Source organism: Serratia sp. NA_13, assembly GCF_052691735.1.
On record NZ_JBQZFV010000015.1, the window covers coordinates 59,899 to 72,430 of the forward strand.

Annotated in this window: 9 protein-coding genes and 1 pseudogene; 5 read left to right on the top strand and 5 right to left on the bottom strand. The window is 55.6% G+C overall.

The features are described from left to right. Positions 1-44: 44 nt before the first annotated feature. The 4 genes from ACUTSU_RS18445 to mtnN all read right to left on the bottom strand — a co-directional run bounded on the left by ACUTSU_RS18445 (position 45) and on the right by mtnN (position 2,645). Positions 45-293 (bottom strand): hypothetical protein, encoded by a 249-nt coding sequence (locus ACUTSU_RS18445; protein WP_445651397.1) that lies wholly within the window; start codon positions 291-293, stop codon positions 45-47. A gap of 228 nt (positions 294-521) precedes the next feature. Beyond that, on the bottom strand, positions 522-1,136 hold the full coding sequence (locus tag ACUTSU_RS18450) for a TRIC cation channel family protein (protein WP_445651398.1): 615 nt from the start codon (positions 1,134-1,136) through the stop codon (positions 522-524). Further along, complete coding sequence (btuF, locus tag ACUTSU_RS18455) at positions 1,136-1,942, bottom strand: vitamin B12 ABC transporter substrate-binding protein BtuF (RefSeq protein WP_445651399.1); 807 nt, start codon at positions 1,940-1,942, stop codon at positions 1,136-1,138. Before btuF ends, ACUTSU_RS18450 begins: the two co-directional genes overlap by 1 nt. A 1-nt stretch (position 1,943) precedes the next feature. Further along, entirely contained in the window at positions 1,944-2,645 is a 702-nt protein-coding gene (gene mtnN / locus ACUTSU_RS18460) for a 5'-methylthioadenosine/S-adenosylhomocysteine nucleosidase (protein WP_445651400.1), read from the bottom strand. Between the two features lie 129 nt (positions 2,646-2,774). Between mtnN and dgt the strand changes: the two genes are divergently transcribed. Together dgt and degP are read left to right on the top strand one after the other, a co-directional pair. Then, positions 2,775-4,292 carry a dGTPase gene (dgt, locus tag ACUTSU_RS18465; protein WP_445651401.1) on the top strand — a complete coding sequence of 506 codons (1,518 nt, stop codon included), beginning with the start codon at positions 2,775-2,777 and terminating at the stop codon, positions 4,290-4,292. A 192-nt stretch (positions 4,293-4,484) separates the two neighbouring features. After that, positions 4,485-5,915 carry a serine endoprotease DegP gene (gene degP, locus ACUTSU_RS18470; RefSeq protein ID WP_445654547.1) on the top strand — a complete coding sequence of 477 codons (1,431 nt, stop codon included), beginning with the start codon at positions 4,485-4,487 and terminating at the stop codon, positions 5,913-5,915. 59 nt (positions 5,916-5,974) lie between these two features. Here degP and barA read toward each other — a convergent pair whose 3' ends face one another. Continuing rightward, the gene (gene barA, locus ACUTSU_RS18475) at positions 5,975-8,695 is read right to left on the bottom strand and encodes a two-component sensor histidine kinase BarA (protein ID WP_445654548.1); all 2,721 of its coding nucleotides are present in this window, start codon (positions 8,693-8,695) and stop codon (positions 5,975-5,977) included. Positions 8,696-8,775: 80 nt separating this feature from the next. Here barA and ACUTSU_RS18480 point away from each other — a divergent pair. The 3 genes and pseudogenes from ACUTSU_RS18480 to mazG form a co-directional block, all read left to right on the top strand. After that, positions 8,776-9,216, top strand: a pseudogene (locus ACUTSU_RS18480) (hypothetical protein); the annotation flags it as partial. Positions 9,217-9,225: 9 nt separating this feature from the next. Further along, positions 9,226-11,457 carry a GTP diphosphokinase gene (gene relA / locus ACUTSU_RS18485; RefSeq protein WP_445651404.1) on the top strand — a complete coding sequence of 744 codons (2,232 nt, stop codon included), beginning with the start codon at positions 9,226-9,228 and terminating at the stop codon, positions 11,455-11,457. A 173-nt stretch (positions 11,458-11,630) separates the two neighbouring features. After that, entirely contained in the window at positions 11,631-12,425 is a 795-nt protein-coding gene (mazG, locus tag ACUTSU_RS18490) for a nucleoside triphosphate pyrophosphohydrolase (RefSeq protein WP_445651405.1), read from the top strand. Positions 12,426-12,532 lie beyond the last annotated feature (107 nt).

Consider the following 12,532-nt stretch of genomic DNA (forward strand, 5'->3'; position numbering starts at 1 on the left):
AGTATTAAACCCGCCAACCTCACCGGTTCGCGGGTTTTTTATCGTTACCATTCGACGGTGACCAGTTCCTGGTGAGGCTCATTTTCACCTTCGGCCAGCAACCGGCTGCGGGTGACTTTAGGTTGACTATTGGCCGTACCACTGCACTTTACCTGAGGCACTGAGTCATCGATATGCACGCTGCACTTTGGGGTAATAGTCAGGCTGACACCGATTTGTCCGCTGGTGGCACCGGCGTAAACGAAGGGACTGAACAGTATTACACTGAATAAAAAGAGAATGTTTTTCATCATTTAGGGAATAGCCATCCGTAAGCAATCACATAATGGCTTATCGGCAAAAAATTAATAAGATTTAACAGGGCGGGATAATAATTAACTTGGGGTTAAAAAGTTTATTACATTGTTTTCCCTGGTTTTTTCAGTCGTTGATAATAACACTTTACTCATTAATTAGTTGAAAATTCTGTTTTGAAATGTGACGAGCAGATAAGACTCCGCCCGTAGAGACAGGCGGAGGCGTTAGCGTTCGAGGATAAAGGCGGGTAGTTTCAGGTGCCAGCGAATGGCAGCCAGGCGGATCGCCAGCGTGATGCCCATGCCTAGCATCATTGCCTGTTGCAGCGGCATACCGAAGGTCGCATAGGCCGTAGCATGCACGATGCCGCCGATGATGCAGGCGGTGGCGTAAATTTCAGTTCTCAGGATCATCGGAATTTCTCGCGCCAGCACGTCGCGGATAATACCGCCACCCACCCCGGTGATCACTCCCATGCAGATTGCCACCAGCGGACTGGCGTCGGCAGCAAAGGCTTTATTGACCCCGATGCCGACAAATACTGCCAGCCCAACGGCATCCAGTACCGGCAAGAGCCACTTGGGCAGACGGCGTGGTTGGCGAACCAGCAGCAGCGTCAGCACGCAGGTGATCATCGCGACCACCAGATCGGTGGGATCCTTCACCCAAAATACCGGCCCGTTGGCTAATGCCATATCACGGATGGTACCGCCGCCGACCGCCGTGACCACACCCAGCACCAGTACGCCGAACGGATCCATCCGTAGCTTGCCCGCCAGCAATACTCCAGAGATAGCGAAAACCGCAGTGCCGAGAATATCCAGCCAAAACACCAGCATTAATGAATCTCCACCAGTTGGCTGCACAGTTGCTGCGCCGCCAGCATGATGCGCGGGCCGGCACGGTTGAACCAGTCGCCATTCACTGCAAGTACCGGCACCTGCAGTTGCGGCGCCCAGAAGGCTTTCACGCTGGCGATTTCTTTTTGGTCACCGGTAATGACGATGGCCTGCGGTTGGCGGGCCAGTACCTGTTCGCGGCTGATTTGCGGCCACGGCATGCGGCTGTCGGCAAAGATGTTCTCAGCGCCACACAGTGACAGCACCTGGCTTTGCAATGTGGCTCCGGAACTGGTGAACAGCGGCTGGGTGCCGAATTGCAGCAACACCCGCCGCGGCTGGCTATGGGGATATTTTGCTTTCAGCGCGGCAATTTGCTGACGGATCGCCTTCGCTGCCTGGTGCGCTTGCTCAGGATGCGGGCTGTATTGTGCCAGGTCGTCCAGCCGCTGCGCGATGTCATCGATGGTGGTGGCATCGGCATAAAAGATCGGGATACCAAAAGCGGCGATCTGATCGAGCACCCGTTGTGGATTGCCGCCGCGCCAGGCCAGGATCAGATCCGGCTTCAGCGCCAGCACCCGCTCCAGGTTGATGCCTTGCCAAGAGGCGACTTGCTCCAGCTTTCTGGCAGCCGGGGGATAGTCGGAATAAGCGCTCACTGCCAGCAGGGTGTCGCCCATGCCGGCAGCATAGGCAAGCTCGGTGGTGTTGGGTGCCAGGCTGATCACCCGTTGGGCGGCGCCGGCAGGCAGCAATATTCCTAATGCCAGCAGCCACAATAGGGCTGAAAAGCGTCGAGTCACATCAACCGCGCTTAGCCAGTGTCTGCAGCATGGCGTTGACCATCAGCGTAGATTGCTTGGCCGCCACGGTAAGGAACTCTTCAAAACTCATGTGCGATTCGCTGTCGGCAACGTCAGAGATAGCGCGCACTACCACAAACGGCGTCCCGAACAGGTGGCAGACATGCCCGACTGCTGCCGCTTCCATTTCCACCGCCGCCACGCTTGGGAAGGTAGCGCGGATGCGTGCCAGTGGCTCTGCACCATTAATGAAAGCATCACCGCTGCAGATCAGACCGCGCACTGCGTTCAGGCCCAACTGTTTTATGCAGTCTTCCGCCAGAGCAATCAGCGTGTCGTCTGCCACAAACGCGGCAGGACAGCCGGCCATCTGGCCTGGCTCGTAACCAAAGGCGGTCACGTCGGCATCGTGGTAACGCACTTCTTCTGAAACCACAATATCACCGACTTTCAGCGTGCTGGCCAGGCCACCGGCGGAACCGGTATTGATCACCAGGTCCGGCTTGCAGTGTTCCAGCAGCAGGGTGGTGCCCATGGCGGCAGAAACCTTACCGATGCCGGATTTGAGCAGCGCCACGTCAACGCCACCGATTTGGCCGGTATAGATTTCACAGCCCGCGCGTTGAAGGGTATGACGGTTTTCAATTTGATCGCGCAGCAGGGTGACTTCCTGCTCCATTGCGCCGATGATGCCTACTTTCATAAATAACACTCACTGATTGGCTGTGGGAATTTCGCCATAGTCTATCATGGCTCTCATAGAGAGATAATCCGTTGCATATGCCGCCGGGAATTGTTATCACGGGGGCAGGGTGCAACGGCGGAGAAACAGATGTCCGGGATCGACTTTAAGCAGAAAATCAGCTTCCAGCGGCCATTCAGCAAGCCAATTGAAGCCGGAGAAGAATACGACATTGTCCGGCAGTTCGAGAGCGATCGCGGACGTATAGTCAATTCCGCCGCCATTCGCCGTCTGCAGCAAAAAACCCAGGTGTTTCCTCTCGAGCGCAATGCCGCGGTTCGCAGTCGCCTGACGCACTCGATGGAGGTGCAACAGGTCGGAAGGCATATCGCCAAAGAGATCCTCAATCGTTTTAAACAAGACGGGCGAGTCGATGAACTCGGCCTGACCAAACTGCTGGATCCCTTTGAGAGTATTGTCGAGATGGCCTGTCTGATGCATGACATCGGCAATCCGCCCTTCGGGCACTTTGGTGAGTCGGCGATCAACAACTGGTTTTCCCAGCGTCTCGATCCCGCCAGCTGCGGCAGTGAACCGGCCAGCAACGATCGCTGCCAGGTCAGTGCGCTGCGGTTGCATGAAGGCGAGAGCGATCTTAACCGCCTGCGCAGTCGTATCCGTCAGGATCTCAGCCATTTTGAAGGCAATGCCCAGGCGATCCGCTTGGTGCATACCCTGCTGAAGCTTAATCTGACCTACGCACAGGTGGGCTGCATTCTGAAATATACCCGCCCGGCCTATTGGGCCAGCGCTCTTCCTGCCAGCCATAACTACCTGATGAAAAAACCGGGCTATTATCTGGCGGAAGAGGCGTTTGTCGATCGACTGCGACGCGAGCTGAATATGGGCGAGTTCGACCGCTTTCCATTGACCTATATTATGGAAGCGGCTGATGATATTTCGTACTGCGTGGCCGATTTGGAAGATGCGGTGGAAAAAAACATTTTCACCGTCGAGCAGCTTTATCAGCATTTAACTCAGGAATGGGGCGAAGTTACGTCGGGCGATTTGTTTGATAAAACCGTGACCAGCGCTTTTCGCAAGATCGATCGCGGTGGCGCGCGGCGCAGTAGCGAAGATCAGTTCTTCATGTATTTAAGGGTGTTTACCGTGGCGCGGTTGGTCCCGCATGCGGCGCAGCGTTTTATTGATAACCTAGAGGCGGTTTATCAGGGGAACTTTAATCAGGCGCTGCTGGAGGACTCCAGCCCGGCTTACCAATTGCTGAAAATCTTCAAAAATGTCGCGTTTAAACACGTGTTCAATCACCCGGAAGTAGAGCAGCTTGAGCTGCAGGGCTACCGGGTCATCAGCGGTCTGCTGGATATCTACAGTCCACTGTTGGCGATGCCTCTGGCGGACTTTACCTTGCTGGTACAGGAGGACAGCCATCGTGCCTATCCGATCGAAACGCGTCTGTTTCATAAGCTTTCAACCAAGCATCGGTTGGCCTATATCGAAGCGATTGAAGGCCTGCAACATCTGTCATCCGAGCAGTTGGCGATCCGCGAGTATTATTTCCGTGCGCGTTTGCTGCAGGATTATATCAGTGGCATGACCGATCTTTATGCCTATGACGAATATCGGCGATTAATGGCTGCTGAATAATTCATTCGGCTAATAAATATTATTTTAAGCATTTTGCCTGGCGGCGCAGGATCTATTTCGAGTTTTGTAAAGACGGACAATATTTGTTTACTATTACCAATAACCTGCGCTGGAACTTAGCGGTATTAATAGGTTCTGATTATGCACAAAGACCCTAATACTTTCTGAACGACTTTTATAAGAGACACACAGATGAAAAAAACCGCATTAGTTCTGAGCGCATTGGCATTCAGTATTGGTATGGCGATGGGCCCGATGACGGCCAGCGCCGCAGAAACCGCTTCTTCCAGCACTCAGCAATTGCCAAGCCTGGCACCGATGCTGGAAAAAGTGATGCCTTCCGTGGTGAGCATTAATGTTGAAGGTAGCACCACGGTCAACACGGCAAAGATGCCGCCGCAGTTCCAACAGTTCTTCGGTGAAGATTCGCCGTTCTGCCAGGACGGTTCGCCGTTCCAGGCTTCGCCGATGTGCCAGGGCGGCGGGCCGGGTGCACCAGGCCAGGGGACTCAGCAGAAATTCCAGGCGCTGGGGGCCGGGGTGGTGATTGATGCCGCGAAAGGCTACGTGGTGACCAACAACCACGTGGTGGAGAACGCCAACAAAATTCAGGTCAAACTGAGCGATGGCCGTAAATTTGACGCCAAGGTGATCGGTAAGGATCCGCGTTCCGATATCGCGTTGATCCAGCTGAAAGACTTTAAAAATTTGACGGCGATCAAGATGGCGGACTCCGAACAACTGCGCGTAGGCGATTACACCGTTGCTATAGGTAACCCGTACGGGTTGGGTGAGACCGCTACCTCAGGCATTGTTTCTGCGCTGGGTCGTAGCGGGCTGAATATCGAAAATTACGAGAACTTTATCCAGACCGATGCAGCGATTAACCGCGGTAACTCCGGCGGCGCGTTGGTTAACCTGAACGGCGAACTGATCGGCATTAACACCGCTATTTTGGCACCGGACGGCGGCAACATCGGTATCGGTTTCGCCATCCCGAGCAACATGGTGAAAAACCTGACGACGCAGATGGTCGAGTATGGTCAGGTGAAACGCGGCGAATTGGGCATTATGGGGGCCGAGCTGAATTCTGAGCTGGCGAAAGCGATGAAAGTGGACGCGCAGCGTGGGGCCTTTGTCAGCCAGGTCATGCCGAAATCTTCTGCCGCCAAAGCGGGTATCAAGGCCGGTGACGTGATTGTTACCATGAATGGTAAAGCCATCTCCAGCTTTGCATCCCTCCGGGCGGAAATCGGTACTCTGCCGGTAGGCAGCAAAATGTCGCTGGGGATCATCCGCGACGGCAAGCCTGTCACCGTGGACGTTACCCTGGAGCAGAGTTCTCAGACTCAGGTTGAATCCGGCAATATCTACACCGGTATTGAAGGCGCAGAACTGAGCAATGGTCAGGCTGGCGCTCAGAAAGGCGTGAAGGTGGATAACGTCAAGGCAGGCAGCGCCGCTGCACGCATCGGCCTGAAAAAAGGCGACTTTATCCTTGGGGTTAACCAGCATCCGATCCAGAACCTGGGCGAACTGCGTAAAATCCTCGACAGCAAACCGTCGGTACTGGCGCTGAATATCCTGCGCGGCGATACCACGTTGTATCTGCTGATGCAGTAATTAATCAGCCCCTGGCTAAAAAGGTACGCTTCGGCGTGCCTTTTTTACTGCGTGCGGTATCAGCCCAGATGAGCACGAGCCGCCTGGCTGACCAGTTCAATCTCGTCCAACAGTTCCAGCCATTCCGGCTCCAGCTCTTCGTTGTTGACGCCCTGACGCAATTGCTGTTCAAGGTAGAAACACAGCTGTTTCAGACGCGGTACGCCGCTGTAGCTGCAACTACCGTGCAGTTTGTGGATCAGATCGAGAATGCCGTCATCCGGCATGCCGTCCAGTATCGCTTGCACCCGCTCGCTGACCTGCGGCAGGAAATCGAGCAGCATCTGCAGCAGATCATGTGCCAGATCGGGTTTGTTTGCCGCCTGGCGTAGTGCCAACGGCCAGTCGAGCGACAGCGGCGGTTGATTGACCGCCGTTTCCGGTTCCGGCTCGTCGCTGTAATAACGCGCCAAAACGCGTGTCAGCATCGCTTCGTCAATCGGCTTGGCCAGATAGTCATCCATCCCGGCCTGCAGCAAATGCTCACGTTCGCCACTGACGGCATGGGCGGTGACGGCAACGATTGGCGTCGAATTGTGGTGCGGCAGTTGGCGAATCAACTCGCTGGTACGAATGCCGTCAATATTGGGCATCTGGATATCCATCAGGATCAAGTCCAGCACGTTGTCGCGCGCCAGCAGCAATGCTTCTTCTCCGCTCTCACACAGCAGGGTCTTTTCCACCTGTTCGGCCAGTAGAGTGCCAATCAGCTTCAGGTTGGCCGGGTTATCGTCGACCGCCATCACCGTCAGCGGCAGGCGTTTATGTTCCGGCACGGCGGCGAGGCGCAGCGGTGTTTCCATACGCAGCAGTGGGAACAAACGGTTACTGGTGATCGGTTTGATCAGGCAGCCGGCGGCACCTTGCTGTTTAAGCTGCTCGGCATTGATCTGTGACTGGGAGGGCAGCGCCAGAATCACCCGGTCGGCTATCTTCAACGCCGCCAGCAGCTTGCTTTCGTGCTGCGCCATATTCTCACGGAACGGGATCGGTACTCCCACCAGCAGGAAGTCGTAACTTTTCTTCGGTAACTGGGCCAGCGTTGGCGAATGGGTGATTACCAAATGGGTGACGCTCAGCATATTCAGCGTTGCCTGCGCTGCCATCGGGTTGGCTTCGATATAGCCCAGGGTCTTGCCCTGTAGATCCGGCAGGTTTGACGGCAGCGACAGCATGCCCTCATGCAGGTCGAGGGTGATATGGAACCAGAAGGCCGAACCCCGGTTCAACTGGCTGTGGAAGCAGATATCGCCTCCCATCTCTTTCACCAGTTTTTGGGTGATCACCAGCCCCAGCCCGGTTCCGCCGTGACGGCGTGAAATACTGGCATCCGCCTGGCGGAACGCCTGGAACAGCTGCGACTGCTGCCGTTCAGAGATACCGATGCCGGTGTCATGGATTTGCACTTCCAGCTCCATCTGGCGTTCCTGCTGGCCACGCAGCTCGACGCGGATATCAATGTTGCCGGTTTCGGTAAATTTGATCGCGTTGCCCAACAGGTTGGTTATGATCTGTTGCAACCGCAAGGAGTCGCCAATCGCCTGTTCCGGCACGTCGTTATGCACGTCCAGCGTCAGCTCCAGTCCTTTCTCATGGGCGCTGGGTGCCAGCAGCACTATCACCTCGTCCAGCGTTTCACGCAGCGAGAATGGGATATGCTCCAGCACCAGCTTGCCGGCCTCCAGCTTGGAGAAGTCCAGCACGTCGTTGATGATGGTCAGCAGGTTATTAGCTGAGCGCTCGATGGTTTGCAGATAGTCGGTCTGGGTGACGCTCATTTCGGTTTTCAGCATCTGGCGGGTAAAGCCGATCACGCCGTTGAGCGGGGTACGCAGTTCGTGCGACATGTTCGCCAGGAATTCGGATTTGATACGCGCCGCTTCCTGGGCGCGTTTTTTCGCCAGGTCCAGCTCGACGTTCTGGATCTCCATCTGCTCTAGCGTTTCGCGCAGATCGGAGGTCGCCTGATCGATATTTTGCTGCATTTCTTCGTGGTAGGCGGTGAGCGACATCGCCATCGAGTTGATACCGTTTTTCAGCATGTGTAGTTCGCCGAGCATAAAGCCTTCGACGCGGCTGTCGAGCTGACCGCGGCGGATGCGGTCAACGGTGTTCACCATATTGCGGATCGGGCCGGTGACGTCGCGCATCAGGCGGTAAGCAAACAGAATGGCGATACACATGCACAACAACAGCAGCAGGGTAGAGACAAACACCTCTTTGTATTGCTGCAAACGGACCGACTGCAGATCTAGCTCGATCGCCACATAGCCCAGGCGGTTGTCCTGCTGAGGATCGCTGCTGGCGGTTTGATCCGGATACTGGCTCTCTGCCAGGATCGGGGTACGCAGGATCAGTGAGTTGCCACGCCGTGTCAGCATCAGATCGGTGGGGATAGGCACCCCTTTCGGCAACTGCAGCTGGGTAAAGCTGTGATGGTAATTGGAGGTGACAAACAGATTATTCTGCGCGTCGAACACCGTAATGGAACGGACGATGTCCGAGTGGCGACGATGTAACAGACTGACCAATTGTCTGACCGACTCGCGGCTGCGGAACGTCATACCGTACTCGCTGGCCACTGCCAGCGGTTCGATAATGCTGGCCCCAGCATCAACCAATTGTTCCTGTAATTCATTGTAGCGATGCACCACAAAGAAGGTGCTGAGTAACAGACCAATCAACAGCGTTGGGGCCAGAATCAGGATCATCATGCGCGCCCGCAGGCTGTATTTGGTCATGGGGTTCCAGTGTGGGAAAATTGCCGGACAGCCTCTACTTTAAATGAACCGGCACTCGATCGACAAACTATGGCGCAATTCTTTATTCGGTAGCGGGCAGCGATCGCCTCGAAAAACTGTGCGCTGAAACGCCGTATTATCGGAGCGACGGGCTACGCTTAGACTTTGGTTGGTGTGACTTTATTCAGATAAATAGCTTATTAAATCAGTTAATGGTGGCGCCTGCCCTTGAATGGTTCGCGATTCAACCCAATGATCGGGTATTGGATCTTTTATGCGGCCCTGGGCATTTTAGCCCGCCGTTGGCGCGCTGTGCCGCTGCGGTGGCAGGTAGAGAAGGTGTTGCCACACCGGAAGCGAATGGGCAATATAATGCACATAAGAATAGGCTGAGTCACGCTGGCTTCTTATCTTATCGTCTTGCGCGTGTGTGGATGTTGGACAGGTTTCCGCATACGGGGCATCTTGAGTCAATGGCGCTGTTGATTAACGGTGGTGCGCCAGAGTTCGCTGCAAAGTAGGGAGAGGTTATGGTTGCGGTAAGAAGTGCACATCTGAACACGGCTGGCGAATTTGCACTCGACGAGTGGATAGCCAGCTTGGGGCTACCTAACCCGCAGTCATGTGAGCGATTAGCCGCAACCTGGCGCTACTGTGAGCAACATACCCAGAACCATCCCAACTCGTCGCTGTTGCTGTGGCGCGGGCTGGAAATGGTTGAAATACTCTCCACCCTGAGTATGGACAACGACAGCATGCGCGCCGCGCTGCTGTTCCCGTTGGTGGATGCCGGTATCGTACAGGAAGAAACCCTGACCGAAGCCTTCGGCAAGGGCATCACCTATCTGGTACATGGCGTACGCGATATGGACGCCATCCGCCAACTGAAAGCCACCCAAAACGATTCGATGGCCTCCGAACAGGTCGACAACGTGCGCCGCATGCTGTTGGCTATGGTGGAGGATTTCCGCTGCGTGGTGATCAAGCTGGCGGAGCGTATCGCCCACCTGCGTGAAGTGAAAGACGCGCCGGAAGACGAACGGGTACTGGCGGCCAAAGAGTGTTCGAATATCTATGCACCACTGGCCAATCGTCTTGGTATCGGGCAACTGAAATGGGAGCTGGAAGATTTCTGCTTCCGCTACCTGCACCCGGACGAATACAAACGCATTGCCAAGCTGCTGCATGAACGCCGCATCGATCGCGAACAGTTTATCGATGATTTCGTCGCGACATTGCGCGGGGCTATGGGCGACGAGGGCATCAAGGCGGACATTTACGGTCGCCCAAAACATATCTACAGCATCTGGCGCAAGATGCAGAAGAAGGCGCTGGCGTTTGACGAGCTTTTTGATGTACGTGCGGTACGCGTGGTGGTGGAGCGCTTGCAGGACTGCTATGCGGCATTGGGGATTGTGCATACTCACTTTCGTCATTTGCCGGATGAGTTCGACGACTATGTCGCCAACCCGAAACCCAACGGCTATCAGTCGATCCACACCGTGGTTCTGGGGCCACGCGGCAAAACGCTGGAAATCCAGATCCGCACCCGCCAGATGCACGAAGATGCCGAACTGGGCGTAGCCGCGCACTGGAAATACAAAGAGGGCGCGGTTGCGACGGTACGTTCCGGCTACGAAGAACGTATCGCCTGGCTGCGCAAACTGATCGCCTGGCAGGAAGAAATGGCAGACTCCGGCGAGATGCTCGACGAGGTTCGCAGCCAGGTATTCGACGATCGGGTTTATGTGTTTACCCCGAAAGGTGACGTGGTGGATCTGCCGGCAGGCTCTACGCCGCTCGACTTTGCCTACCATATTCACAGTGACGTCGGCCACCGCTGCATTGGCGCAAAAATTGGCGGCCGCATCGTGCCCTTCACCTACCAGCTGCGGATGGGCGATCAGATTGAAATTATCACCCAGAAGCAGCCGAACCCGAGCCGCGACTGGTTGAACCCAAACCTGGGCTATGTCACCACCAGCCGTGGGCGTTCCAAGATCCACAACTGGTTCCGCAAGCAGGATCGGGACAAGAACATCCTGGCAGGTCGCCAGATGCTGGACAACGAGCTGGAGCACCTCGGTATCAGCCTGAAAGAGGCCGAGAAGCTACTGATCCCGCGTTACAACATGAATTCGCTGGATGAGATCCTGGCGGCGATTGGCGGTGGGGATATCCGTCTCAATCAGATGGTGAATTTCCTACAGGGCAAGTTCAACAAACCTAGCGCCGAGGAACAGGATCGCGAAGCGTTGCGCCAATTGGTTCAGCACAAAGCGCCGCCGGCAACTCGCAGCAAGGACAACGGCCGGGTGGTGGTGGAAGGGGTAGGCAACCTGATGCACCACATTGCCCGCTGCTGCCAGCCGATCCCGGGCGACGACATTATCGGCTTTATCACCCAGGGCCGCGGTATCTCTATCCACCGGGCAGACTGTGACCAACTGGTGGATCTGCAATCGCACGCGCCGGAACGTATCGTGGATGCGGTGTGGGGCGAAAGCTATTCCAGTGGTTACTCGCTGGTGGTGCGCGTGATGGCCAACGATCGCAGCGGCCTGCTGCGTGACATCACTACCATTTTGGCCAACGAAAAGGTCAACGTGCTGGGCGTCGCCAGCCGCAGCGACACCAAAAAGCAGTTGGCAACCATAGATATGGATATTGAAATCTACAACCAGCAGGTGCTGGGCCGGGTATTGGCCAAGCTCAATCAACTGCCGGATGTGATAGACGCCAAACGCCTGCATGGCAGCTAAATCCCCTTCGTCTTTCGAGCCGCATCGTTGTTGGCTGCGAACGCGCACCCCAGTCACTTAGTTTACTAAGCTCCTGGGGATTTACGTTCTTGCCGCCTAGATGCGACTCGAAATCCATTGGGGATTCACCAGGACGGACACAAAAATGAGCCCCCATTTTTCAGAGATTTTTTATGACTGAACCCACTTCGTTACACCGCTTGCTGAAGATTATGAAAACGCTGCGCGATCCGCAGGTCGGTTGCCCATGGGACCGCAAACAAACCTTCGCCACCATCGCCCCTTACACGCTGGAAGAAACCTACGAGGTACTGGACGCTATCGAACGTCAGGACTACGGCGATCTGCGTGACGAACTGGGGGACCTGCTATTCCAGGTGGTGTTCTACGCCCAGATGGGCCAGGAGCAGGGGCTGTTTGACTTCGACGAGGTGTGTAACGCCATCAGCGACAAGCTGGAACGTCGTCATCCGCACATTTTCGGGGAAGCCGAGGCTGCCGACAGCGAGGCCGTTGCGGCCCGCTGGGAGCAGTTGAAGGCCGGTGAGCGTGCAGAGAAAGCGCTGCATTCTGCGCTGGATGACATTCCTCAGGCGCTGCCGGCGCTGATGAAGGCGCACAAGATTCAGAAACGCTGCGCTTCGGTCGGTTTTGACTGGCATACGTTGGGCCCGGTGCTGGACAAGGTGTACGAAGAGATCGACGAAGTGATGCATGAAGCGCAGCAGGCGGTAGTCGACGAACAGAAACTGGAAGAGGAAATCGGCGATCTGCTGTTCGCCACGGTGAATTTATCACGCCATCTTGGCCATAAAGCAGAAAACGCGCTACAGGCCGCCAATCGCAAGTTCGAGCGCCGTTTCCGTCAAGTGGAAGAGATCGTCAAACAGCGCGGGTTGCAAATGGGGGAAGCCACGCTGGAGCAGATGGAAGAGGCGTGGCAACAGGTTAAACGCCAGGAAAACTAATCGGTAGCAGTGCTGTCCTATGATTGTCGCAATGTTGATCGGCGACAAGGTTCACCTAAGCTGAAACGGTTAAGCTCAGGGTCATAGTTTGCTGAACCGTGGCTTAC

What these genes read in the sequence shown, in the direction of transcription:
- ACUTSU_RS18445 (WP_445651397.1), bottom strand. Translation starts at nt 293, where the DNA reads ATGATGAAAAACATTCTCTTTTTATTCAGTGTAATACTGTTCAGTCCC.
- ACUTSU_RS18450 (WP_445651398.1), bottom strand. Translation starts at nt 1,136, where the DNA reads ATGCTGGTGTTTTGGCTGGATATTCTCGGCACTGCGGTTTTCGCTATC.
- mtnN (WP_445651400.1), bottom strand. Translation starts at nt 2,645, where the DNA reads ATGAAAGTAGGCATCATCGGCGCAATGGAGCAGGAAGTCACCCTGCTG.
- dgt (WP_445651401.1), top strand. Translation starts at nt 2,775, where the DNA reads ATGTCCGGGATCGACTTTAAGCAGAAAATCAGCTTCCAGCGGCCATTC.
- degP (WP_445654547.1), top strand. Translation starts at nt 4,485, where the DNA reads ATGAAAAAAACCGCATTAGTTCTGAGCGCATTGGCATTCAGTATTGGT.
- barA (WP_445654548.1), bottom strand. Translation starts at nt 8,695, where the DNA reads ATGACCAAATACAGCCTGCGGGCGCGCATGATGATCCTGATTCTGGCC.
- relA (WP_445651404.1), top strand. Translation starts at nt 9,226, where the DNA reads ATGGTTGCGGTAAGAAGTGCACATCTGAACACGGCTGGCGAATTTGCA.
- mazG (WP_445651405.1), top strand. Translation starts at nt 11,631, where the DNA reads ATGACTGAACCCACTTCGTTACACCGCTTGCTGAAGATTATGAAAACG.